The organism is Rathayibacter sp. AY1F8 (assembly GCF_002932165.1).
GTDB lineage: Bacteria > Actinomycetota > Actinomycetes > Actinomycetales > Microbacteriaceae > Rathayibacter.
In genome coordinates this window covers 104,690-127,615 of record NZ_PSVB01000002.1, presented here as the reverse complement: position 1 = coordinate 127,615, position 22,926 = coordinate 104,690, and the positions used below count along the sequence as shown (strand labels likewise).

Genomic DNA, 22,926 nt, shown 5'->3' with positions numbered 1-22,926 from the left:
GTCCAGACTAGGCCCCGGCGCATACCCCGCGCGGTATCCCCGGGGAGTGCTCATGCGGCGGCGCCGATCGCCGCCTGCTCCGGTGCCGGAGCGACCGCGACCGGGCGCCGCGCGGGCAGCACGCCGACCCGCTCCCCCGGCTCGAGGCGGTGCCCCGACGCGTGCTGGACGGTGACCTCCTCGCCCGTCGCCAGCCGGACTGTCGAGCGCCGCACCGGCCCCAGGAAGCTCGAGGCGAGGACGACTCCGGGCAGGGAGTCGGGAGCGCCGTCGGCCACGACGGCGAGGTCCTCGGGGCGGAGGAACACCGACACAGGCCCGTCCGCTACCGCCGCGTCGACGAGCGGCAGGCGCACGCCGAGCGCGAGGACCGATCCCGACGAGACCGTCCCCGCGACCACCGTCGAGAGGCCGACGAAGCGGGCCGTGAAGGCGGTCGCCGGGCGCGCGTAGAGGTCCTCCGGTGCACCCAGCTGCTCGATCCGCCCGGCGTTCATCACCGCGACGCGGTCGGCGACGGCGAGCGCCTCCTCCTGGTCGTGCGTGACGAAGAACGTGGTGATGCCGATCTCGGACTGCAGGCGCTTGATCTCGTCGCGCAGCTGGACGCGGACTTTCGCGTCCAGGGCCGACAGGGGCTCGTCCAGCAGCAGCACCCGCGGCCGCGTGACGAGGGCGCGCGCGAGCGCCACCCGCTGCTGCTGGCCGCCGGAGAGCTCGTGCGCGTAGCGGTCGCCGAGGGCGCCGAGGCCCACGACCTCCAGCGCCTCCCCCGCGGCCGCCCGGCGCTCGCGCGCCCCGACTCCCCGGGTGCGCAGCCCGAACTCGACGTTCTCGCGCGCCCGCAGGTGCGGGAAGAGCGAGTACGACTGGAAGACCATGCCCATGTCGCGCTTCGCGACGGGGACGTGGGCGACGTCCTCCTCGTCGACGAGGATCCGCCCCGCGTCGATCCGCTCGAGACCACTGAGGGCTCGCAGGGCTGTGGTCTTGCCGCAGCCGGAGGGGCCGAGCAGCGCGATGAACTCGCCCGGGGCCACGTCGAACGAGACGCCGTCGAGCGCTCGCGCGGAGCCGTAGTGCCGCTCCACGTCGACGAAGCGCACGCGGGCGCCGGGGAGGGTGGGAGCGGTCACGAGGAGCCTTTCGAGGAGCGCGCCCGGCCCGTCGGCAGGCCGATCCGCGCGAGGCGGCCGATCCCGATCAGGAGGGCGAAGGCGAAGAGGAGGGAGAGCAGCGAGAAGATCACGGCGACGTAGGCGTCGGACTTCGACACCTGCACCAGGCCGGTCTGGAGGGTGGTGCGGCTGAGGAGCGAGGCGATCGTGTACTCGCCGAGGACGACTGCGACGGTGATCAGCGCGGCCGCGACCAGGCCCCGGCGCAGGTTCGGCAGGAGGACCCTCCCGAGCACCGCGAGCGGGCCCGCGCCGAGCGAGCGGGCCGCCTCCGAGAGCGTCACGGCGTCGAGACCGGCGAGGTCCGCCGCCACGGCGCGGTAGGCGTAGGGCAGGACCAGCACCCCGTAGGCGAGAGCGAGCGTCCACGGCGCGGAGCCGGCGAGCTCGGTGACCACGGAGTAGACCGGCGCGAGGCCGACGACGAGGACGATGGCGGGCACGGTCAGCGGGAGCAGGCAGACCAGCTCCAGAGCCCGGCGCAGGCGCGGGAGCCGGATCTCGACGAGCAGCATCGTCCGCACCAGCAGGATCAGGACGATGAGGGCGGTGACGACGGCGAGGACCAGCGAGTTTCCGATCCCCTGGAACAGCGAGCGGTAGGCGCGCTCGTTCTCCGGGTCGAGGATCGCCGTCCAGTGCGCGAGGTCGTGGCCGCCGGCGCCGCGGAGCGTGAACTCCGCCATCGCGACGATCGGGACGGCGAACACCAGCCCGGTGATCACGAGCACCGCCCCGGACAGGAGCCGCGCGGGCCTCATCGCTGCCACCGCCGGGCCCGGCGCTGCAGCAGCGCGTACCCGGACATCAGGACCACCATCACCGCGAGCATCCCGAGCGCGAGGGCGCCCGCGAGGTTCTCGCGGCCCAGCACCGTCTCGCTGACCAGCGCGGCGCGGATCTGGAGGGGGACGATCTGCGCGCCCTGGCTGATCAGCGCCGCCGCGGTGGCGAAGGAGGAGAACGCGTTCGCGAACAGGAGCAGCACGCAGCCGAGGAACGACGGCGCCAGCACCGGGAGGGCCACGTGCAGCCAGTAGCCGAGCCGGCCCCCGCCGAGCACCGCGTTCGCCTCGGCCCACTCCGGACGCAGGCCCTCGAGCGCGGGCAGGAACGTGAGCACCATCAGGGGCACCTGGAAGTAGAAGTAGAGGTAGGGCAGGACGAGCCCGGGCAGCTGGTAGAGCCACACGCCGTCGGCGTAGAGGTCGACGCCCGCTCCCGCGAGGAGGGTGGTCACCAGCCCCTGCACGCCGATCGTCGCGATGAACGCGAACGCGAGCATCACCCCGCCGAACTGCGCGAGGACGCTCGCCGCTGCATCGACGACGGTCCGGAGCGCCCCGCGCGGATCGGAGCCGAGCAGGGCCAGGCACACGACCGCGCCCAGCACCGCGCCGACGACGGCGGTCACGGCCGAGAGCCCGAGCGACGCGCCGAAGGCGGACAGCACGACGGGATCCCCGAGCGCGAGCACGTTAGCCGTGGTGAAGCGGCCGTCTCCGTCCGTGAATCCGGTCGCCACGGCGAGGACCGTGGGGACGGCCAGGAACAGCAGGACGTAGAGCGCGAAGGGGGCGACGCCCAGCACGGCCGGGGTGCCGCGCCGTCCCCGGGGCGCGGACGCCCCGGAGACGGCCTCGGCGGGAGCGGTGGTCACTGGATCGCCGGGGCCCACTTCTCGGCGAGGAGCGACGAGGCCGCCTCGGTCTGCTCCTCCGTGAACTGGACGAGGTCGGAGGGAGCGGCGCCGACGGCGTCGAGCGCGTCCTGGTCGACCGTGCCGGCCTCGGTCATCGCGGCCAGACGCACCGGGTAGGCGCCGGCGGCGAGGTAGAGGTTCTGCGCGGCGTCGGAGTAGAGGTACTCCTGCCAGAGCCGCGCGGCCGCCGGGTGCGGAGCGTCGGCGTTGACCGCCTGGTTGTAGTAGCTGCCGACGGCGGAGCCCGGGAGGACGGTCGTCGTCCACTCGCGGGTGCCCTCGTTCGCCTTCCCGGCGGCGAGGTTGTTGTAGCTCCAGTCGAAGACGACCGGGGTCTCGCCCGAGGCGATGGTGGCGTCGGTCGGGTCCAGCGGCAGGAAGTTGCCGGCGTCGTTCAGCTTCTCGAAGAAGTCGATCCCCGCCTGGACGTCGGCGGCGGAGCCGCCGGACTGGAGAGCCGCGAGCTGCACCGCGGCCGCGGCGGCTCCCGCCTGGGTCGGGTCGCCGTTGATCGCGACCGAGCCGCGGTAGTCGGCGCCGAGGAGGTCCTCGAGCGACGTGGGCGCAGGCACCGCGTCCGCGTCGAACCCGATCGACATCAGGCCGGTGTAGTCGTTGACCCAGAGGCCCGACTCCTCCTTGTTCCCCTCGGGGATGTCGTCCCAGGACTCGACCTTGTACGGCGCGAACACGTCCGTGTTCGCCAGAGCGACGGCCGGCCCGAGGTCGAACACGTCGGGAGCGGTGTCCTGCCCGGCGAGGTTCTCCGCCGTGCTGATCTCCTCCGCGGAGGAGACGTCGGGGTCGGCGGAGTTCACGGTGATGCCGTACTCGTCCTCGAAGCCGCTGATCAGCTCGCCGTAGTTCGCCCAGGTGTCGGGCAGGGCGATGACGTTGAGCTCGCCCTCGGCCTTCGCGGCCTCGACCAGGGCGTCCAGCCCGCCGAGGTCCGCGGCGGACGTGGCGGACGCCGCCTCCGCGCCGCCGCCGTCGGACGAGGCGGTGGCGCCGCCGGAGCAGGCCGAGAGCGTGAAGACGAGGGCGGTGCCGGCGGCGGCGACCGCGGCGGCGCGCGACAGGCGCTGAATGGTCAAGGGTCCTCCAGGAGTCGGGTGGGCCGCCCCGGTGGGACGGCCTCGGGCACGGTAGGAGCGCCGCGAGTCGGCGAGGGAGCGCGGCGGTCAATGCCGGGCGAACGCCGGGGGCCGAATCGGGGACGGCGATGTCGGGGGCGTTCGCTAGCGTGGGCGGACCATGACCGAGCAGCTCTCCGCCGCGCTGGCGCGCCGCATCGCCCTGGCGGCGCAGGGGTTCAGCGTCCCCCGTCCGTCCCGGGTCGACGCGCGCCGGGTGCGCGCCGCCGTGGACCGGATCCGCCCGCTCCAGCTCGACTCGGTGAACGTCTTCGAGCGGAGCCACTACCTGCCGCTGCTCGCGCGGCTCGGCCCGTACGATCGCTCCCTCCTCGACGCAGCGGCCTTCTCCCCCGACGGCCCCTACGTCGAGTACTGGGCCCACGAGGCCGCCCTCGTCCGCCGCGAGGACCTCCCGCTCTACCGCTGGCGGATGGAGCACTACCGCCGGGTCCGCCTGCCCGAGCACGAGGGCTGGGCCCACGAGAACCGCGCCACCCTCGACTGGCTCCGCGCCGCGCTCGCCGACGGTCCCCTCCGCGCCTCCGAGATCGAGCACGAGGCCAACGTCCGCACGGGCCCCTGGTGGGGCTGGTCCGACATCAAGCGCGGCCTCGAGGTCCTGTTCCGCTGGGGCGAGGTGGTGACGGCGGGGCGCACGCGCTTCGAGCGCTCCTACGGTCTCGCCGAGCGGCTCCTCCCGAGCGCGGTGCTCGATGCCAACGTGCCCCTCCCCGACGCCGTCCGCGAGCTCGTGCGCCGGGCGGCCCGGGCCCATGGGATCGGCACCCTCGGCGACCTGGCCGATTACCACCGGCTGCTCCAGTCCCCCACGCGCGTCGCGATCGACGAGCTGGTCGAGGCGGGCGAGCTCGAGCGCGTCGAGGTGCGCGGCTGGGAGCGGGGCGGGCGACCCGTGCCGCTCTGGCGGCACGTCGACGCCCGACGCCCCCGCACGCTCCGGGCGGACGCGCTCCTCTCGCCGTTCGACCCCGTGGTCTGGCACCGGCCGAGGGCCGAGCTGTTCTTCGGCTTCCACTACCGGATCGAGATCTACACCCCGGCCGAGCAGCGGGTCCACGGCTACTACGTCCTCCCCGTGCTCCTCGACGACGTGATCGCCGCACGGGTCGACCTCAAGAGCGAGCGCAAGCGCCGGGTCCTCCTCGTGCAGGCCGCCTGGCTCGAGCCGGGGGCCCCGGCCGACACGCCGGAGCGGCTCGCCGCACTGCTGGTCGAGGCGGCGGCCTGGCAGGGCCTCGACGCCGTCGAGGTCGTCGGTCGCGGCGACCTCGCGGCCGCCCTCGCCGCAGCACTGAGGAGGATCGCGTGAGCGCGCCCGGCGGCGTCCTGGCGCTGGCGCTCTCGGAGCGCTGCGTCGCCCGTCTGCTCGAGCGCGGGAGCGTCGTCGGGGTCGGCACGGGCGAGCTCGCCCACGCGGCCGGCGTCTCCCTCCGGACCTTCCACCGGTACCTCGGCGGGAAGGAGGACTGCGTGCGCCCGGTGCTCGCCGCCGCGATCGCAGCGATGGGACGCGCCCTCCTCGAGCGCCCGGCCGCCGAGCCGCTGAACGCGGCGCTCGGCCACGCCTTCGCCGCGGCGGCCTCCGGTCCCCAGCTCGACCGCACCCTCCGGCTGATCCCCCTGCTCACCGAGACCTCGGCGATGCGCGCCGTCTGGGCGCAGTCGCTGCACGACGGCGAGGAGGCGCTGACGCCGTTCCTCGCGGAGCGGATGGGGCTCGGCCGCACGTCCCCGCACCGGGCGGCCGTCCTGGCCACCGTCGTCCTCGCCCTGGTCCGGCGGGCGCTGGTCGACGCGGCGGCGAGCGGCATCGACCCGGCGCCGGTCTTCGCCGAGTACCTGACGACCGTCGACGGCGGTCCGCTCGCGGCTCCGACCGGATGACGTCCCGTCCGGCGCGGTGACGGGCGCACCTCTGACCGAAGCGGGATGCGGTGCGGGGCGGCGATCGTCGACGGGGCGTCGGCCGGATCGGCCTGCTAGAAGCGCGAGCCCATCTCGGAGAGGCGGGCGACGCGGTCCGCGATCGGCGGGTGGGTCGCGAAGAGGCGCGCGACCACCCCCGGCTTCGACGGGTCGGCGATCCAGAGGTGCGCCATCGAGCTGTTCTGCCGCTGCATCGGCCGGCCCGCGAACTCGAGCTTGAGCAGGGCGCGGGCGAGGGCGCCGGGGTGGCGGGTCGTCAGCGCGCTGGTCGCATCGGCGAGGTACTCGCGCTGGCGGGAGATCGAGAGCTGCACGACCGAGGCGACGATCGGCGCGAGGACCATCGACACCAGCCCGACGATCAGGAGCGCCGGGTTGCCCCCGCCGTTGCCGTTGCCGCCCCGCCCGAAGAAGGCCAGGCGGAGGAAGGCGTCCGAGAGGAAGCCCACCGCGACGACGAGACCGAAGACGATCATCGAGACGCGGATGTCGTAGTTGCGGACGTGGCCCAGCTCGTGGGCCATCACGCCCTCCAGCTCGGCGTCGTCCATGATCGCGAGCAGGCCCGTCGTCGCAGCCACGACGGCGTGCTCGGGATCACGGCCGGTCGCGAACGCGTTCGGCGCCGGGTCGTCGATCAGGTACACCTTCGGCATCGGCGTGCCCGTCGCGATCGAGAGGTTCTCGACGATGCGGTAGAGCCTCGGCTCGTCCGCCTTCTCCACCGCCACGCCGCCGCTGAGCGCGACCGCCTGGCGAGCGGCGAAGAAGTACTGGAAGAACGCGTACGCGGCGGCGATCACGAGCACCACCACGACGATCGCCGTGCTGCGGTAGACCGCTGCAGCCAGGGCGCCCAGGCCGCCGATGATCGCCAGGAACAGGACGAGGATCAGGACCGTGTTGCGCTTGTTGCGGGCGATCGCGCTGTACACGGCGGCTGCCTAGAACTGGACGCGCGGGGGCTCCGAGATCGCGGCGAGATCGCCGACCTCGAAGAACTCGCGCTCCGAGAAGCCGAGCCGGCGCGAGAAGAGCGTGTTCGGGAAGACCTTCACCTTGGTGTTCATCTCGCGTACGCCGCCGTTGTAGAAGCGCCGGGCCGACTGGATCTTGTCCTCGGTGTCGACCAGCTCGCCCTGCAGCTGGAGGAAGTTCTGGCTCGCCTGCAGCTGGGGGTACGCCTCCGCGACCGCGAAGATCGACTTCAGAGCGCTCTGCATGTGGTCCTCGGCGACCGACGCCTCCGCCGGGCCCTGGGCCTGCAGCGTCTCGGCGCGAGCCTGCGTCACCGACTCGAAGACCTGGCGCTCGTGCGAGGCGTAGCCCTTCACGGAGTCGATCACGTTGGGGATCAGATCCGCGCGGCGCTTCAGCTGGACGGTGATGTCGCTCCACGCCTCGTCCACGCGGACGTTGAGGGTGACCAGCGAGTTGTACGTCGCCCAGAGGTAGACCCCGAGGATGACGACGAGCGCGACGACGACGATGAGCGGGACGAGCCATTCCATGCCGTCCAGTGTAGGGACGGCGCGCTCCCCGGCACCTGTCGATGAGGCGCATTCGCAGGGGCGGGTCGGCCCTACTTGAGGGTCTTCTGCAGCAGGACGGTGCTGAGCCAGCGCTCGAACTTGAAGCCGACGCGGCCCATCCGGCCGACCTCGACGAATCCGAACTGCGCGTGCATCGCCAGCGACGCCTCCGCGCCCTTGTCGGCGATGACGGCCATGATCTGACGGATCCCCACGGCCTTCGCGCGCTCGAGGAGCTCGGCCATCAGCGCCCGGCCGAGGCCCTTCCCGGTGGAGGCCGCCCGCAGGTAGATCGAGTTCTCCACGGTGAAGCGGTACGCCCGCTTGGAGGACCACGGCGACACCATCGCGTAGCCGAGGATCTGGCCCGACGGCGAGACGGCCACGATGAAGGGCAGCCCGAGCTTCTGGTTGCGGGTGAACTTCGTCCGCCACTCCTTCAGCGTCGAGTCGTCCTCGTCGAAGGTCACCACCGTGTTGCGCACGTAGTGGTTGTAGATCTCGCGGATGTCCGGGAGGTCGGCGTCGCGGGCGTCGCGGATCTCGAACGAGAAGCCGGGCTCGGGAGGCGGCGCCTTCCGCAGGTGCGGCGGCAGGACGCGCCGGCTCTCGTACTCTTCCTCAAGCATCCGGCTCCCCTTCGGCTCCGCCCATCGATCCGGGCCAGCGTAGCCGCCCCGCGGGCGAGCGCCCGGTCACGCGAGAGCACTCCAGTCGACCGGCTCCGCGCCGCGCTCCTCCAGGAGGGCGTTGGCGCGGCTGAACGGCCGGGAGCCGAGGAAGCCGCGCGAGGCCGACAGCGGGCTGGGGTGCGCGCTCTCGATCACTCCGGCCTCCCCCAGCATCGGGCGGAGCGACGCGGCGTCGCGGCCCCAGAGGATCGCGACGAGAGGCGCGTCCCGGGCGGCCAGCGTGCGGATCGCGTGCTCGGTGACCACCTCCCAGCCCTTCCCGCGGTGCGAGGCGGGAGCACCGGGGGCGACGGTGAGGACCCGGTTGAGCAGCATCACGCCGCTCGAGGTCCAGCCGCTGAGGTCGCCGTGCTCGGGCGGCTCGACGCCGAGATCGTCCCGGAGCTCGCGGTGGATGTTCTGCAGGCTCCTCGGCAGCGGGCGCACGTGGCGCTCGACCGCGAAGGACAGCCCGATCGGGTGCCCGGGCGTCGGGTACGGGTCCTGTCCGACGATGAGGACGCGCACGTCCGCGAGCGGGGCGGCGAAGGCGCGGAGCACGTCGCGGCCCGCGGGGAGGTAGGGCCGACCGGCCGCGACCTCGCCGCGGAGGAAGTCGCCCATCGCGGCGATGTCCCCGGCGACGGGGGCGAGGGCCTCCGCCCAGCCCCGGTCGATCAGTCCCGAGGCCGCGAGCTCCGCGAGGTCCACCGGGTCAGCCCGCCGCGAGCGTCGCGACGACGACTCCGGCGTCGCTGCCGCTCACGCGCCACACCGAGCCGGCGCCACCGACGCGGAGCGCGCCGGTGCCGACGATCAGCACGGTGGACTCGTCGAGCGCGACGCCGCCGTCGACCAGGCCCGCCTCGACGGCCGCGACCAGGCGACCGAGGGTCCCCCACTGCGCCGCGTGCACGTCGACCGTCACGTCGATGAGGCCGATGCCCTCGAGCACCGTGACCTCGTCGAGCTCCTCCGCCGCGCCCTCCGGGACGACGGCGACGCCGCCGATCCGGTGGCCGCCGACGAGGGCGCGATCGGCCGCGACGGCGGCCCCCGCCGAGTAGCCGGCGTACGGCACTCCGGAGGAGACGAGATCGCGCAGCCGCGGGAAGCAGGCCTCGAGCGCGTCGCGGTAGGCCGGGGTCAGTCCTCCGCCGACGAAGATCCCGTCGACGTCGTCGAAGACCGCGGGAGCGATCCGGCCGCCCTCCGGCTTCATCACGGCGAACGCGTCGAGCGGGCCGACCGTCGCGAGCAGTGCCGCGTAGCCGGCGTAGGCCTCCGGGCCGAGCCCGTCGTGGACGACGACGATCGCGATGCGCGGGCCCTCGATCCGGCCGGCGTCGACCGCGTGGGCGCGCGCCTCCGCGAGGAACGCCCCGTACAGCTGCTGGTCGTGCTCGACGCCGCCTCCGCCGCCGATGAGGTGGACGCTCACTCGTCGTCCTCGGCGAGGGCTCCGTCCACCGGGGGCAGAGCCGACCAGGGGAAGACGATCCAGCGCGGGGTGCGGCGCCAGAAGAAATCGGGCTCGAGCACCGTGCGCGGCTTCGTGTAGAGGGTCACGGTGCGCACCTCGGCACCCATCGCGCGGATGAGCTTCACCGAGAGGGCGAGGGTGTGGCCGGAGTCGGAGACGTCGTCGACCAGGAGGATGCGCTTGCCGCGCACGGACGCCTCGTCGAGCAGCGGCGGCAGCACCACGGGCTCCGCCAGGCGCGCCTCGACGCCGGTGTAGAACTCGACGTTCAGCGCGCCGCAGCTCTTGATGCCGAGCGCGTAGGCCACGGCGCCCGCGAGGAGCAGACCTCCGCGCGCGATGGCGACGACCAGCTCCGGCCGGTAGCCCGACGCGACCACGTCGTCGGCCAGGTGCCGAGCGGCGTCGCCGAACTCGAGCCAGCCGAGCACCTCCTTCTCCGTGGCGGCGAGGAGGGCGGCGGAGTCGTCGGCGTCGGAAACCATGAGGGACAGGCTAGGCCGTCGCGGGCCTCCGCGTCACATCGGTCAGGCGCGCGGGGCCAGGGGTCCCTTCGCGACCTTGTGCGGGGCCGCCTGCGCGACCGGCTTGATGGTCACCAGGTCGAGGTTGACGTGGGCGGGGAGCTCCACCGAGGAGACGATCGCAGCGGCGACGTCCTCCGCGACCAGCGGGTGGGGGACCTCGGCGTAGACCGCGTCGGCGCGCTCCCGGTCGCCGCGGAAGCGGACCAGCGAGAACTCGTCCGTGTGCACCATCCCCGGCGCGATCTCGATCACGCGGATCGGCTCGCCGGCCAGCTCGAGCCGCAGCACGGCGACCAGCGCGTGCGCGGCGTGCTTGGCGGCGTTGTACCCGCCCCCGCCCTCGTAGGCGACGTGGCCGGCGATCGAGGTGACCGTCACGATGTCCGCGGAGGTGCCGCTCCCCCGGATCCCGGCGCGCAGCAGCGGGAGCAGCGCGCTGGTCACGAGCTTCACCGAGAGCACGTTGATCTCGAACATGCGGCGCCAGTCCTCGGGGTCGGACTTCTCGACCGAGTCGAGTCCGAGCGCACCGCCCGCGTTGTTCACGAGGGCGTGCACGGGCCCGGAGGAGGCGAGGTGGTCGCGCAGAGCGTCGACCTGGGCGGCGTCGGTGAGGTCGGCGGCGAAGTACCCGGCGCCGGTCTCGGCGGCGAGCGCCTCCAGCCGGTCGCGCCGGCGCGCGACGGCGACGACCTTCCAGCCGTGGTCGCGGAACAGGCGGACCGTGGCCGCCCCGATCCCTGAACTCGCTCCTGTCACGACAACGCGTCGATCCACGCCCGTCCCCTTCCGTCAAGCCTCGGACACCCTCGACTCCGTCGTCGCAGCCCAACGCTAGTCTGGCCGCGTGCCGCCCGCCGACCCGGTTCCCGCGACCGCCGGGACAGCCGTCACCCAGAAGCGCCGCGTGCCCCTTTGGGACAACGCGCGCTTCGTCTGCGTGACCCTCGTCGTGATCGGGCACGGCGTCCAGCGGCTGACGGCCAACTCCGACACCTCGCTCATCGTCTACCTGACGATCTACGCCTTCCACATGCCGGCCTTCGCGATCATCTCGGGCTACTTCTCCAAGAGCGGCGCACCGAGCGGGCGCGCGATGCGGCGGGTGCTGACCGACATCCTCCTGCCCTACCTGATCATGGAGACGATCTGGACCCTGGTGCAGTTCCTGGTCGAGGGGAAGCAGGAGTTCAACCCGACGAAGCCGAGCTGGACGCTGTGGTTCCTGCTCGCGCTGGGCATCTTCCGCCTCGTCCTCCCCTACCTGGCGCTGCTGCGCTGGCCGCTGCTGATCAGCGTGGTGCTCGCGGTCGGGGTCAGCTACTACGACAACATCGACTCGACCTTCTCGCTCGCACGCGCGATCGGGATCCTGCCGTTCTTCGTGTTCGGCTGGCGCCTGCGCGGCTTCGCCCCCGGCGGCCGCTCCGCCGTCGACCGCTGGCTCGATCAGCCGCCGTCGCGGGTGCTCCTCGCCCGGATCCTCGCCGTCGTCCTCTTCGCGGTCACGGCGGTCGTCATGACCGTCAACATCGAGGCGTTCCGAGCGGCGGACCTGCGCTACTGGTTCTTCTACGACCGCCCCTACGACGCCCTCGGCGAGACCCAGTGGTGGGCCGGGCTGGTGCGGCTGGCCCTGATGGCCGGAGCGGTCGTGCTCTCGCTCGCGCTCTTCGCGCTGGTTCCGCGCCGCCGCACCCCGCTCACCGCCTGGGGGCAGTCGACGATGTACGTCTACCTCCTCCACAGCTTCGTCCTCTATCCGCTGCGGGAGTCCGGGATCCTCTCGCGGACGGAGAGCACGCTCGCCCTCGTGCTGATGATCGTGTTCTGCATCGCGGTCTCGGTCGTGCTCTCGCTCGGCTGGACCCGCACCGTCTTCCACCGGCTGGTCGAGCCCCGCGCGGCCTGGCTCTTCGCCCCGGCGGCCGACGAGAGGCCCCGGCGCCCGGACCGCGCCGACCCCACGGGCGCCAAGCGCGACCGGCAGCCCGAGCGGCGCTGACGGCCGTTACCCCGTGTGTCGGCGGTCCTGGCCGCCCGGCGGGCCCCCGCGTACGCTCGTCGCGACGGAGAACGGCCCCGTCCCCGACCCGACGATCCGATGGGAAGCACCATGACCGACTCCGAGAAGTGGCAGTTCGAGACCAAGCAGATCCACTCGGGCGCCGCGCCGGACCCGGTGACCAAGGCCCGCGCGACGCCGATCTACCAGACCACCTCCTACGTCTTCGACAACGCGGAGCACGCCCAGAACCTGTTCGCGCTGGCCGAGTTCGGGAACATCTACACCCGCATCCAGAACCCGACCCAGGCGGTCGTGGAGGAGCGGCTCACCGCCCTCGAGGGCGGCTCCGGCGCCCTGCTGCTCGCCTCGGGCCAGGCCGCCGAGACCGCGGCCGTGCTGAACATCGCCCAGGCCGGCGACCACATCGTCTCGTCGTCCTCGATCTACGGCGGCACCTACAACCTCTTCAAGTACACCCTCGCCAAGCTCGGCATCGAGACGACCTTCGTCGAGAACCAGGACGACCGCGAGGAGTGGCGCCGCGCCGTCCGCCCGAACACGAAGCTGTTCTTCGCCGAGACCGTCGGCAACCCCAAGATCAACATCCTCGACATCCGCACCGTGGCCGATGTCGCGCACGACGCCGGCGTGCCCCTGATCGTGGACAACACCATCGCGACGCCCTACCTGATCCGCCCCTTCGAGCACGGCGCGGACATCATCGTGCACTCGGCGACGAAGTTCCTCGGCGGCCACGGCACGGTCATCGGCGGAGCGATCGTCGACGGCGGCCGCTTCTCGTGGACCGCGAACGCCGAGCGCTTCCCCGGCCTCACCACGCCGGACGAGTCGTACCACGGCGCCGTCTACACGGACGCGGTCGGCGACTCCCTCGCCTACATCATCAAGGCCCGCGTTCAGCTGCTGCGCGACCTCGGCGCCTCGATCGCCCCGGCGAGCGCCTGGCAGCTCATCCAGGGCATCGAGACCCTCTCGCTCCGGATCGAGCGCCACGTGCAGAACGCGCAGGAGATCGCGGAGTACCTCGAGAACCACTCCGACATCGCCTCGGTGAACTACTCGGGCCTGCCCACCTCGCCCTGGTACGCCGCGGCCAACCGCTACGCGCCAAAGGGCGTGGGCGCGGTGCTCTCGTTCGAGCTCAAGGGCGGAGTGGACGCCGGCCGGGCCTTCGTCGACTCGCTGGAGCTGTTCTCGCACCTGGCCAACATCGGCGACGTCCGCTCGCTCGTCATCCACCCCGCGTCGACCACGCACTCGCAGCTCTCGCCCGAGCAGCAGCTGACCGCCGGCGTCACTCCGGGCCTGGTGCGCCTGTCGGTGGGACTCGAGAACGTCGACGACCTCCGCGCCGACCTCGACCAGGCCCTCCGCGCCGCGCGCGCCGTCGTCGAGGCCTCCCGCGCGAACGCCTGAGGCCCCTCGGCGCCCTGACGGGGTCCCCGTCCTCGGGGATCGCGTCGGGGCGCTCCGCGCGCAGGCGGAGGAGCGCGGGAGCAGGGCGTAACAAACGGCTCCGCCCCGCGGCGCTCTGACACGATGGACAGCGCTATGGACTGGCAGCAGACACTCGAGGACACGGTCCCGTCGGCGTTCGTCACCGAGCGCCAGCTCCTCTCGGTCATCGGCAAGCCGCCCGCCACCGGAGCCTGGCGCGACGGCGACCACCCGGGCGGGCGCCGCTTCGTCGACCTCGGCCCGTTCGACTTCGAGGCGGGCGGCCGCCTCCCCCACGCCCGCATCGCCTACGAGACCTGGGGCGCGCTGAACGAGCGCCGCGACAACGCCGTCCTCGTCCTGCACGCGCTGACCGGCGACTCCCACCTGCTCGGCCGCGGCGATCCCGGCCACGCGACGGACGGCTGGTGGTCGGGACTCGTCGGCCCCGGCCTCGTGATCGACACCGACCGCTTCTTCGTGGTCGCCCCGAACATGCTCGGCGGGTGCCAGGGCTCCACCGGGCCCGCGTCCCTCGCCCCGGACGGCCACGAGTGGGGCGCACGGTTCCCGTACACGAGCATCCGCGACCAGGTGCGGGCGCAGGTGCAGTTCAGCGACCTGCTCGGCGTCGAGCGCTGGCACACCGTCATCGGCGGCTCGATGGGCGGGATGCAGGCGCTGGAGTGGGGGATCGACCACGCGGAGCGGGTCGCGCGCCTCGCGGTTCTGGCCGCTCCCCCGCGGGCCACGGCCGACCAGATCGCCCTCAACTTCGTGCAGCTCGAGGCGATCCGCAACGACGCGGCCTTCGCGGGCGGCTCCTACTACGACGCGGGCGACGGCCAGGGCCCGTACCACGGCCTCGCGCTCGCCCGCCGGATGGCACTGCTCAACTACCGCAGCCCCTCCGAGCTCAACGACCGCTTCGAGCGCAGCTGGCAGTCGGGGCTCAGCCCGCTCGGCGGCGGCGGCCGCTTCGCCGTGGAGTCGTACCTCGACTTCCACGGCAACAAGTTCACGCGCCGCTTCGACGCGAACAGCTACATCACGCTGGTCGAGGCGATGAACTCGCACGACGTCGGCCGCGGCCGGGGCGGCGAGGCGGCCGCCCTCTCCCGGATCACCAGCCCGACCCTCGTCCTCGGCATCGACAGCGACCGGCTCTTCCCGGTCGAGGGCCAGCGGATCATCGCGGCGCACGCTCCCGGCGCTCTCGACGGCGGAGAGGTCGCGGTGATCACCTCGACGTTCGGCCACGACGGGTTCCTCATCGAGGACGACGCGGTCGGCGCGCACCTCGCCCGGCTGCTGGCGCATCCCGCGACGGCCTGACCCGCCCGACTCCGGCGCGGTTCGACGCCCCGAACCGCGCCGACCGGCCCGGCCAGTGGCTATCGTGAGACGGGGGCCAGCCCCGCGCCACGACCGGAGGGGGCCAGAGCGTGCCGATGATCCGCAGCGCCCGCGAGCGCGATCGGCTGCTGCGCCACTCCGCCTGCGGGATCGGCCTGCTCACGGAGGCGGGGGCGCTCGGCATGGCCCTCATCCCCGGGACGCTCCAGCCCGCCGCCGTGCCGTTCGCCGTCGCGCTGCTCCTGGGCATGATGGCCGCCCACGTCGAGCTCGCCCGGACGGGGCGCCGCAGCCGAGTGATCGCCGTCGCCGTCGGCGGCCTGCTGCTGGGCTGGGGCCTCGCGCTAGGGCTCGCTCCGGGCGCCGACTTCGCCGGGTTCGTCCTGGTCAACACCGCGAACGCCGTGACCGCGAGCATCGCCGTGGTCGTGACGACGTCCGCGCGCCGACTGCTCCTGCTGCTGCCGGTGCTCCTCCCGAGCCTGATCCCGTCGGTGCTCGTCTCGAGCGGCACCATGATCCCCACCGTGGTCGTCCAGAGCCTGCTGCCCTGGGGCACGCTCTGCGGATTCGCCCTCTGGATCGGCACAGCGGTCCCTCGGGTGGTGCGGCGGATCGACAGCATCGGCAACGCGCACCGTGTGGAGCGCCTCGCCAGCGAGACGGAGGCGCAGCGCCGGCAGGGTGCGCGGCTCCTGCACGACACGGTGCTGGCCACCCTCACGCTCCTCGCGCACTCGGGCCGCGGAGTGTCGGTCGACGCGCTCCGGCAGCAGGCGGCGCAGGACGCGCAGCTCCTGCGCCAGCTCCGGCTCGGCGGGACCCCCACCCCGAGCGCGTCCGGCTCCTACCAGCTGACCAGCGTCACCTCCGCCCCCGCGGCCAACACCCTCGAGACCGTCCGCAACCGCTTCGGCCGGATGGGGCTCGACGTGATCTGGCACGGCTCCGGCCAGGTGGCGCTCACCGGCGCGGCCCTCGACTCCTTCGTGCTCGCCCTGGCGGAGTGCCTCGAGAACGTGCGCCGCCACTCCGGCGTCGCCTCGGCCGACGTGACGATCACCGAGGACGAGACGACCGTCCGCGCGATGGTCACGGACGCGGGCGCGGGCTTCGACATCGCGACCGTCCCCGACACGAAGCTCGGCTTCAAGGAGTCGGTGATCGCCCGGCTCGGCGACGTCGGCGGCCGCACCAGACTGTTCAGCGCCCCCGGATCGGGGACGACCGTGGTGCTGGAGGTCCCCAAGTGAGCCCCGCGCCGGAGTCGCGGGCCCCGCTGCTGGGACGCGTGCCCGCGACGCACGGCCGCTCCTCCCGGTCCGCCCGCTCGGTCCGCCGCCAGCAGGAGGGGCTCGGCACCAACTACCTCGGCAGCGGCCTCAACGGCATCGCCGCCGCGATCCTCGCCTACGAGCTGCTGATCTTCCTCTCGACCTCCGCCCGCTACAGCGACCTCGCACCCGCGGCGATCGCCTGGGTCCTCGTCGTCCTGGCCTTCGGGTCCACCGTCCTCGCGATCCACCTCGGCGGACGCCGCCTGCCGCTCCCGGTCTACCTCTGCTTCCTCGTCGCCCTCGGAGCCGCCGTCGTGCTCGACCTGGTGGCCGTGACCGACTCCGGCGCGGCCCGCACCGTCCCCACCGCCGCGGTCGCGGGCGCCGTCGCGCACGCCGCGCTGATCGTCCACCGGCGCGGGATCGAGATCCTCGCGGTGAGCGCCCTCATCGCGATCGCCGAGGTGATCGCGTTCCTCTCGATGGAGTCGGGCGGCGCGGGCGCGCTCTCGGTGCGCATCAGCGCCCTCGTGGTGACGATCGCGCCGGCCGTCGTCGTGGTCGTGATGATGCGCGGATTCCGCCGGATGGTTCAGCTCGAGATCGACCGCGCCCTCGTGCAGAGCACCACGCTCGGCCCGCGCTACGCGGTCGGGATGCTCGCCTCGGAGGAGCTCGCACGGCTCGACCTCGCCGCCGAGCGCCTCCTCGCCGAGGTGGGCGACGGCTCGGTCCGCCTGCCCCTCGACGCCCAGCGCGCCGCGCACGCGACCTCGCTCGCCACCCAGCTCCGCCTCCACCTCATCGAGGGGCGGCGCGAGACCTGGCTGCACCACGCCGTGCTCGAGTCCGAGCTGCTCGCGCCGCTCGTCGAGCTCGACGACCCGGACGGCACCGCCGGACTCCTCGGACACCAGCAGCGCGACGGGCTCCTCTCGGCGATCTGGCTGATCGCCGACAGCGCGACCGGGCTCGCCGTGGTCCTCCACGTCGAGTCGGGCAGCCCCCGCGATCCCGGAGCCGGGACGGCCGCCCGAGGACTGCTCGTGCCGATCACGCTCCGCTCCTCAGGCGCGCCCTTGCGCGGCGTCGATCCTGCGACGTGGGAGGCTATCGCTCAGGTCGGCGTCTTCCGCGACACCTCACGCGACGGGGAGCTCCGGATCGAGATCGACTGCCTGGTCGAGAATCCCGCCGACCGGTGAGCAGCCGCCGAGAGACCGCCGACGACCGCCGACCGAAGGACACCGATGACACCCACCGCTGACGCGAAGATCACTCTCGCGGTCGTGGACGACCACAAGATGCTCCTCGGAGCGCTCACGGAGTGGATCCGCGGAGCCGCCTCCGACATCCAGCTGGTGGCCGCGGTCGCCTCCTGGCCCGAGCTGCTCACGCACCCCGAGTTCCCCGTCGACGTCGTGCTCCTCGACCTCGACCTCAAGGACAACATCCCGATCTCGGTGAAGCTCTCGACCCTCAAGACCACCGGGGTGAAGACCGTGCTGATGAGCACCTACTCCGAGCCCGCCGTGGTCCGCGAGGCACTCGCCTCCGGAGCCCTCGGCTACCTCGTGAAGACCGAGGACGCGGACATGATCGTCGAGGCGATCCGCGCGGCCAAGGACGGCCACTCCTACATCTCGCACGAGCTCGACATGGCGCTCTCCACCGGCGACTCCGACGGAGCGCCGAAGCTCAGCGCGCAGGAGCGCCGCGTGATGGCCCTCTACGGCGGCGGCGAGCCGGTCAAGTCGGTCGCGTTCGAGCTGGGCATCTCGGAGGAGACGGCGAAGTCGTACCTCAAGCGGATCCGCGAGAAGTACCGCGTCGTCGGCATCGACGTCGGCACGAAAGTGGCGCTCCGCAAGCGCGCCATCCACGACGGGATCCTCATCGAGACGGACTGAGTCCTCTTCCGTGGCGGTCCCTGCCCACCACGGCGCGGTCGGCTTCACGACGTGGTGCGTTCCGCGGAGCGAGGTGCGTCGCCCGGCATCGATCCGCTGGCACGCGCATCGCTGTCGGCGGGCTCCACGAGGGCGCGGCGGTCCCCGCCCGCCGCGGCGCGGTCGACTTGAGGACGCGGCGCGCTCCGCGGAGCGAGGTGCGTCGCCCGGCATCGATCCGCTGACACGCGGATCACTGTCGGCGGGCTCCACGAAGGCGCGGCGGTCCCCGCCCGCCGCGGCGCGGTCGACTTCACGACGTAGTGCGTTCCGCAGAGCGGGGCGCGTCGCCCGGCATCGATCCGCTGACACGCGGATCACTGTCGGCGGGCTCCACCTCGTCGAGCGGCGGCCACCTGCTCCTGCGATCGAGCAGGGCGGGCGTGCCCGAGTCGTGCCGGTCAAGTAGCCGCGGGACGCGGCCTATCGAGAACCGCCAGGCACGGACAACGGGTCGCTGCTGGTCGAGAGGCCGCGGGACGCGGGGCATCGAGACCCACCGGACCGGGACTGCGAGTGCTCCTGCGGGCCCGCGTCAGGGGGCCAGGACGGCGACCGTCATGCCGGGCGTCGCGGCGGGGGCGTCCATCGCGGCGAGAGCGGCGGGCAGGTCCTCGAAGGCGATGGTGCGGCCGACGGAGTCGGCGGGGCGCAGACGGCCGGCGACGACGTCGTCGAGGAGGGCCGTGTAGCCGCTCCGGGCGATGCCGTGGCTGCCCAGCAGCTCCAGCTCCTGGGCGATGACCCGGCCGAGCGGGATCGCCGGTGCGGCGTCGGGCCCGAGGAGCAGACCCACCTGCACGTGCCGGCCGCGCGGACGCAGGGCGGCGATCGACGCCTCCGCGGTGACCCTGCTGCCGACGGCGTCGACCGCCAGATGCGCCCCTCCTCCGGTCGCCGCCCGGATCGCCTCGGCGGCACCCTCGCCTCCGGGGACGGTCACCGCCCCGAGCGCGGCCGCGGCCTCCCGCGCCGGGGCGGAGACGTCCGACGCCACCACGCGGGCCCCGGCCGCGAGCGCGACGATCACCGCGGAGAGGCCGACTCCGCCGCAGCCCAGCACCGCGACCCACTCCCCCGGGGCGACCCGGCCGCGCTCGTGCAGGGCGTGGTACGCGGTCCCGAAGCGGCAGCCGAGACCGGCCGCCTCGACGAAGCCGACGGAGTCGGGCAGGCGCACCAGGTTCAGGTCCGCACCCGGCACGGCCACCGCCTCGGCGAACGACCCGTCGAGGGTGAATCCCGGCTGCTGCTGGCGGAGGCACACCTGCGTCGCCCCCTCCCGGCACTGCTCGCAGTCGCCGCAGGCGAACACGAACGGCGCCGTGACCCGGTCACCGACCGCGAAGAGCGACACCTGGGCTCCCGTCGCGATCACCGTCCCGGCGAACTCGTGCCCGGGGATCTGCGGCAGGACGACCGAGTCGTCGTGCCCCTTCCACGCGTGCCAGTCGCTCCGGCACACCCCGGTCGCCGCGACGCGGACGACGACGCCGTCGACGGGGCAGACGGGCTCCGGGACCTCGACGATCGCGGGGAGGGCGGAGAAGGACGAGTAGCTCACGGCGCGCATGCCGAGAGTCTTCCAGAGGCCCTGGCCGCGCTCTGCTTACAGCGCGTCGACCGGGATGCCGCCGGTGCCCGGCTGGGCGGGCTCGCGGTGGACCGGGTAGACCGTGCCCCGGGCGCGGTCGATCGCGATGCTGCCGAAGGCGAGCACGATTCCGGCCGCGGTCAGGCCCACGCCGACCCAGATGGGCGACAGGTAGCCCAGTCCGGCGGCGATCGTCAGGCCGCCGAGCGCGGCACCCACCGAGTTGCCGATGTTCAGGGCGGAGTGGTTGAGCGCGGCCGCGATCGTCTGGCTGTCGCGCGCCACGTCCATCAGCCGGGTCTGGATCGCGGGCGACGCGGCCGCCGAGAAGCCCGCCGAGAGGAACGCGAACACCACCAGGCCGACGACCGACGAGGCCGACAGCGCGAGTCCGATCAGCGAGACGCCGACGCCGGCGAAGAACACCACCAGCGCCCGCCGCACGTCGCGGTCGGCGGCCCAGCCGCCGACGAGGTTGCCGACGGTCATCCCGAGGCCGATGACGACCAGGATCCACGGGACCGCGCCGAGCGGCAGGCCCGTCACCTCGGTCGCGAGCGGCGAGATGTAGCTGTACATCGCGAAGAGTCCGCCGAAGCCGATGGCGCCGACGAGGAGGGTCATCCAGACCTGCAGGCGCCCGAACGCCCGCAGCTCGTTGCGGACGGTCGCCGCCGGATTCCCGGGCTGCGCGGGCACCAGCAGCTGGACGGCCACGACGGTCAGCGCGAAGAGCACCGCGACCACGAGGTAGGCGCTGCGCCAGCCGGCCACCTGCCCGACCCAGGTGATCGCGGGCACGCCGACGACGTTCGCGATCGTGAGCCCGGAGAGGACGAACGCGACTCCCTTGCCGCGCTTGCCGGGACCCATCAGGTCGGCGGCGACCAGGGAGGCGATGCCGAAGTAGGCGCCGTGCGGGAGCGCGGCGACGAAGCGCGCGGCGAGGACGAGCGGGAAGCTCGGGAGCAGCGCCGAGCCGATCGTCCCGACGGTGAAGGCGACGAGGAGGGTCAGGAGGAGCCTCTTGCGCGGCCAGCGCGCCGCTGCGGCGGCGATGGTGGGGGCGCCGACCACGACACCGAGCGCGTAGGCCGAGATCAGCATCCCCGCCTGCGAGACGGCCTGCTCCTGGCTCGCGGCCCAGACTCCGGGGAGGAGGTCGGCGGCGAGCTGCGGGAGGAGCCCCATCGCGACGAACTCGGTCGAGCCGATGCCGAAGCCCCCCATCGCGAGGGCGAGCAGGGCGAGGCGGGTCCGAGCGGGCGAGAGCGTCACCGCTCAAGGCTACTCAGGATCGGACGGATGTCGAATCGATTCGAGCACACCCGCACGCGAGAGGTCGCGGCGGGGACCCGCTACTCCCCCAGCGCGTCGTTCAGCCGGGCGATCTTGCCGTCGATCTCGCCCGAGTAGCCGGGGCGGATGTCCGCCTTCAGGACGAGCGACACGCGCGTCCCGAACGCTCCGACGGCCTCCGTCGCGCGCTTGACGACGTCGAAGACCTCGTCCCACTCCCCCTCGATCTCGGTGAACATCGAGGTCGTCCGCGACGGCAGGCCGCTCTCGCGGACGATGCGGACGGCGGCGGCGACGGCGTCGTGGACGGACGCGTCGGGCGCCTCGCCCCCGGACGGTGCGACCGAGAATGCGACGAGCATGGGAGCCTCCTTGACTGCGCGCACCGCGTGCCGGCCCCGCGCCCTCCGAGCCTACGAGCCCTGGGGCGCCAGGCGGGTCTCGCCGGTCAGCGACGACGCGGAAGTCGTGGCGCCGGGTGCGACGACCCGCGCCGTCCCCATCCTCCACAGCTCGCGCAGCAGCCAGCCGAGCAGCACCACGAGGAGGATGTTCCGCACGGTCAGCACGAGCACCATCCACCAGTGCGACCAGAGGAGGAAGAGGTAGAGGTACGGGTAGACCACCTGGGTCAGAGCCGCAGTGACGAGGGTCAGCTTCGCGGGCCGGTCGAACGCGCCGTCGCGGCACGCGATCAGCCCGGCGATCACCGGCGGCGCGAGCCAGACGATGTACTGCGGCGAGAGCACCTTGTTGGTGTCGATGAACACGACCACGAAGGTCAGCGCGAGCAGCGGGAACAGCCTGGCGGGGTCCGCCCGGCGGGCGAGAGCACGGGCACCCAGCAGGGCCACGCCGAGCATGGCCAGAGCGAGCAGCGGGGTCATCAGGCTCGCCGCGAACTCGGTGCCGGGCCCGTGCATCTCGAAGGTGTTGATGTCGGCGGCGTAGTAGACGTAGCTCCCCGATCCCGGGAGGACCGACAGCCACATCCAGGGAGTGCTCACGACGGCCTCGATCTGGAGGCCCCGATCGGTCTGATCGGTGACGAAGCTGAAGACCTGGTCCCCGCCGCCGACGAGGACGACCGCGAGCACGATGATCACGGAGGCGACCGCGGGGACGAGGATCATCCGCAGCCGTCCGCGCAGGACCAGCACGGCAGCGGCGAGGATCGCGGCCGGCCACACCTTGATCCAGGTGGCCACGGTCAGCAGCAGCGCCGCGACGCCCGGACGGGTCGCCGCCCAGAGCATCCCGGCGATGGCCGGCGGCGCGGTGAAGGCGTCGATGCGGCCGATCGCGATCGGCCCGAGGAGGACGAGGAACAGCAGCCACCAGCGCGCCGCCGCGAGGCGCGGTGCCGACCGGCCGCGCAGCAGCAGGGCGAAGGCGGCGGCGTCGGCGAGCGCGACGAGGACGAGCCACATCAGGTCGTAGCCCGCCGAGCCGAAGAGCCAGGAGGCGGCGATCGGGCCCCAGGCGAGGATCGGGTAGACCCAGCCCGTGTCGATCCCGGCGATGCCGCCGCCCTCGACGGCGGTCCTCATCCACTCCTTGTAGACGATGCTGACGTCGCCCATCGGCAGACCCGGAGCGAACAGCGCCAGGAGGGAGAGCACCACGTGCACCAGCGCGAAGGCGCCCCAGAGCACGGCGACGGAGTCGCGGTTCTCGCGCAGCCGGGCGAGGGGGTGGGAGGACGCTCGAGGAGGGGAGGACGGCACCGCGTCATTGTAGAGGGGCCGCTGAACGGGACCCTGGCAGCACCTGAGCCCGCCTGAGAGCGCCGCTCCCGCCGGGCATCGG

General features: G+C 73.2%; 23 protein-coding genes. 8 read left to right on the top strand and 15 right to left on the bottom strand.

Annotated features, from left to right (window positions below):
* Positions 1-50: 50 nt before the first annotated feature.
* From C5C35_RS02200 to C5C35_RS02185, 4 genes are read right to left on the bottom strand one after another with little or no spacing between them, the layout of a single operon-like run.
* Positions 51-1,136, bottom strand: coding sequence for an ABC transporter ATP-binding protein (locus C5C35_RS02200; RefSeq protein ID WP_104262466.1), 1,086 nt, complete (start codon positions 1,134-1,136; stop codon positions 51-53).
* Positions 1,133-1,939: an ABC transporter permease gene (locus C5C35_RS02195; protein ID WP_104262465.1), complete on the bottom strand. Its 807-nt coding sequence runs from the start codon at positions 1,937-1,939 to the stop codon at positions 1,133-1,135. The genes C5C35_RS02200 and C5C35_RS02195 overlap by 4 nt, the downstream gene beginning before the upstream one ends.
* Positions 1,936-2,838: an ABC transporter permease subunit gene (locus C5C35_RS02190; protein ID WP_104246637.1), complete on the bottom strand. Its 903-nt coding sequence runs from the start codon at positions 2,836-2,838 to the stop codon at positions 1,936-1,938. Before C5C35_RS02190 ends, C5C35_RS02195 begins: the two co-directional genes overlap by 4 nt.
* Positions 2,835-3,974, bottom strand: a complete 1,140-nt coding sequence (locus tag C5C35_RS02185; RefSeq protein ID WP_104246638.1) for an ABC transporter substrate-binding protein — start codon at positions 3,972-3,974, stop codon at positions 2,835-2,837. Before C5C35_RS02185 ends, C5C35_RS02190 begins: the two co-directional genes overlap by 4 nt.
* A 160-nt stretch (positions 3,975-4,134) precedes the next feature.
* On the opposite strand from C5C35_RS02185, the gene C5C35_RS02180 reads away from it, so the two are divergent.
* Entirely contained in the window at positions 4,135-5,346 is a 1,212-nt protein-coding gene (locus C5C35_RS02180) for a winged helix-turn-helix domain-containing protein (RefSeq protein WP_104262464.1), read from the top strand.
* Complete coding sequence (locus tag C5C35_RS02175; RefSeq protein WP_104224435.1) at positions 5,343-5,921, top strand: TetR/AcrR family transcriptional regulator; 579 nt, start codon at positions 5,343-5,345, stop codon at positions 5,919-5,921. The genes C5C35_RS02180 and C5C35_RS02175 overlap by 4 nt, the downstream gene beginning before the upstream one ends.
* Positions 5,922-6,016: 95 nt before the next feature.
* Here the strand turns inward: C5C35_RS02175 and C5C35_RS02170 are convergent, their stop codons facing one another.
* From C5C35_RS02170 to C5C35_RS02140, 7 genes are all read right to left on the bottom strand, one after another.
* On the bottom strand, positions 6,017-6,898 hold the full coding sequence (locus C5C35_RS02170) for a M48 family metallopeptidase (protein ID WP_104262463.1): 882 nt from the start codon (positions 6,896-6,898) through the stop codon (positions 6,017-6,019).
* Positions 6,899-6,907: 9 nt separating this feature from the next.
* On the bottom strand, positions 6,908-7,474 hold the full coding sequence (locus C5C35_RS02165) for a LemA family protein (protein WP_104225511.1): 567 nt from the start codon (positions 7,472-7,474) through the stop codon (positions 6,908-6,910).
* 71 nt (positions 7,475-7,545) lie between these two features.
* Positions 7,546-8,124 carry a GNAT family N-acetyltransferase gene (locus C5C35_RS02160; protein ID WP_104262462.1) on the bottom strand — a complete coding sequence of 193 codons (579 nt, stop codon included), beginning with the start codon at positions 8,122-8,124 and terminating at the stop codon, positions 7,546-7,548.
* 66 nt (positions 8,125-8,190) lie between these two features.
* A complete protein-coding gene (locus C5C35_RS02155; protein WP_104262461.1) occupies positions 8,191-8,877 on the bottom strand; it encodes a uracil-DNA glycosylase in 687 nt (228 codons plus the stop codon).
* 4 nt (positions 8,878-8,881) lie between these two features.
* The gene (locus C5C35_RS02150; protein ID WP_104262460.1) at positions 8,882-9,607 is read right to left on the bottom strand and encodes a peptidase S51; all 726 of its coding nucleotides are present in this window, start codon (positions 9,605-9,607) and stop codon (positions 8,882-8,884) included.
* Positions 9,604-10,134: a phosphoribosyltransferase gene (locus C5C35_RS02145; protein ID WP_104224441.1), complete on the bottom strand. Its 531-nt coding sequence runs from the start codon at positions 10,132-10,134 to the stop codon at positions 9,604-9,606. Before C5C35_RS02145 ends, C5C35_RS02150 begins: the two co-directional genes overlap by 4 nt.
* 42 nt (positions 10,135-10,176) lie before the next feature.
* Positions 10,177-10,953, bottom strand: coding sequence for an SDR family NAD(P)-dependent oxidoreductase (locus tag C5C35_RS02140; RefSeq protein ID WP_258068975.1), 777 nt, complete (start codon positions 10,951-10,953; stop codon positions 10,177-10,179).
* Between the two features lie 130 nt (positions 10,954-11,083).
* On the opposite strand from C5C35_RS02140, the gene C5C35_RS02135 reads away from it, so the two are divergent.
* The 6 genes from C5C35_RS02135 (at position 11,084) to C5C35_RS02110 (ending at position 18,185) form a co-directional block, all read left to right on the top strand.
* A complete protein-coding gene (locus C5C35_RS02135) occupies positions 11,084-12,181 on the top strand; it encodes an acyltransferase family protein (protein WP_104262458.1) in 1,098 nt (365 codons plus the stop codon).
* Between the two features lie 111 nt (positions 12,182-12,292).
* The gene (locus tag C5C35_RS02130) at positions 12,293-13,621 is read left to right on the top strand and encodes a bifunctional o-acetylhomoserine/o-acetylserine sulfhydrylase (RefSeq protein ID WP_104237865.1); all 1,329 of its coding nucleotides are present in this window, start codon (positions 12,293-12,295) and stop codon (positions 13,619-13,621) included.
* Between the two features lie 135 nt (positions 13,622-13,756).
* Entirely contained in the window at positions 13,757-14,977 is a 1,221-nt protein-coding gene (locus C5C35_RS02125) for a homoserine O-acetyltransferase (RefSeq protein ID WP_104262457.1), read from the top strand.
* Positions 14,978-15,093: 116 nt separating this feature from the next.
* Positions 15,094-16,251 carry a sensor histidine kinase gene (locus C5C35_RS02120; protein ID WP_104224445.1) on the top strand — a complete coding sequence of 386 codons (1,158 nt, stop codon included), beginning with the start codon at positions 15,094-15,096 and terminating at the stop codon, positions 16,249-16,251.
* A 38-nt stretch (positions 16,252-16,289) separates the two neighbouring features.
* Entirely contained in the window at positions 16,290-17,480 is a 1,191-nt protein-coding gene (locus C5C35_RS02115; RefSeq protein WP_146084554.1) for a hypothetical protein, read from the top strand.
* Positions 17,481-17,525: 45 nt separating this feature from the next.
* Complete coding sequence (locus C5C35_RS02110) at positions 17,526-18,185, top strand: response regulator (RefSeq protein ID WP_104224447.1); 660 nt, start codon at positions 17,526-17,528, stop codon at positions 18,183-18,185.
* Positions 18,186-18,759: 574 nt separating this feature from the next.
* Here C5C35_RS02110 and C5C35_RS02105 read toward each other — a convergent pair.
* The 4 genes from C5C35_RS02105 to C5C35_RS02090 form a co-directional block, all read right to left on the bottom strand.
* Positions 18,760-19,797 carry an alcohol dehydrogenase catalytic domain-containing protein gene (locus C5C35_RS02105; protein ID WP_104262455.1) on the bottom strand — a complete coding sequence of 346 codons (1,038 nt, stop codon included), beginning with the start codon at positions 19,795-19,797 and terminating at the stop codon, positions 18,760-18,762.
* Between the two features lie 36 nt (positions 19,798-19,833).
* Positions 19,834-21,048 (bottom strand): MFS transporter, encoded by a 1,215-nt coding sequence (locus C5C35_RS02100; RefSeq protein ID WP_104246745.1) that lies wholly within the window; start codon positions 21,046-21,048, stop codon positions 19,834-19,836.
* A 128-nt stretch (positions 21,049-21,176) separates the two neighbouring features.
* Positions 21,177-21,479, bottom strand: a complete 303-nt coding sequence (locus tag C5C35_RS02095) for a thiamine-binding protein (protein ID WP_104224449.1) — start codon at positions 21,477-21,479, stop codon at positions 21,177-21,179.
* A gap of 51 nt (positions 21,480-21,530) precedes the next feature.
* On the bottom strand, positions 21,531-22,844 hold the full coding sequence (locus C5C35_RS02090; protein ID WP_104262454.1) for a glycosyltransferase 87 family protein: 1,314 nt from the start codon (positions 22,842-22,844) through the stop codon (positions 21,531-21,533).
* Positions 22,845-22,926: the final 82 nt, after the last annotated feature.

Excerpts from the sequence above, each read along its gene's own strand:
- C5C35_RS02195 (WP_104262465.1), bottom strand. The coding sequence starts at position 1,939 with ATGAGGCCCGCGCGGCTCCTGTCCGGGGCGGTGCTCGTGATCACCGGG.
- C5C35_RS02180 (WP_104262464.1), top strand. The coding sequence starts at position 4,135 with ATGACCGAGCAGCTCTCCGCCGCGCTGGCGCGCCGCATCGCCCTGGCG.
- C5C35_RS02165 (WP_104225511.1), bottom strand. The coding sequence starts at position 7,474 with ATGGAATGGCTCGTCCCGCTCATCGTCGTCGTCGCGCTCGTCGTCATC.
- C5C35_RS02160 (WP_104262462.1), bottom strand. The coding sequence starts at position 8,124 with ATGCTTGAGGAAGAGTACGAGAGCCGGCGCGTCCTGCCGCCGCACCTG.
- C5C35_RS02145 (WP_104224441.1), bottom strand. The coding sequence starts at position 10,134 with ATGGTTTCCGACGCCGACGACTCCGCCGCCCTCCTCGCCGCCACGGAG.
- C5C35_RS02130 (WP_104237865.1), top strand. The coding sequence starts at position 12,293 with ATGACCGACTCCGAGAAGTGGCAGTTCGAGACCAAGCAGATCCACTCG.
- C5C35_RS02125 (WP_104262457.1), top strand. The coding sequence starts at position 13,757 with ATGGACTGGCAGCAGACACTCGAGGACACGGTCCCGTCGGCGTTCGTC.
- C5C35_RS02120 (WP_104224445.1), top strand. The coding sequence starts at position 15,094 with ATGATCCGCAGCGCCCGCGAGCGCGATCGGCTGCTGCGCCACTCCGCC.
- C5C35_RS02110 (WP_104224447.1), top strand. The coding sequence starts at position 17,526 with ATGACACCCACCGCTGACGCGAAGATCACTCTCGCGGTCGTGGACGAC.
- C5C35_RS02105 (WP_104262455.1), bottom strand. The coding sequence starts at position 19,797 with ATGCGCGCCGTGAGCTACTCGTCCTTCTCCGCCCTCCCCGCGATCGTC.
- C5C35_RS02100 (WP_104246745.1), bottom strand. The coding sequence starts at position 21,048 with ATGGGGGGCTTCGGCATCGGCTCGACCGAGTTCGTCGCGATGGGGCTC.
- C5C35_RS02095 (WP_104224449.1), bottom strand. The coding sequence starts at position 21,479 with ATGCTCGTCGCATTCTCGGTCGCACCGTCCGGGGGCGAGGCGCCCGAC.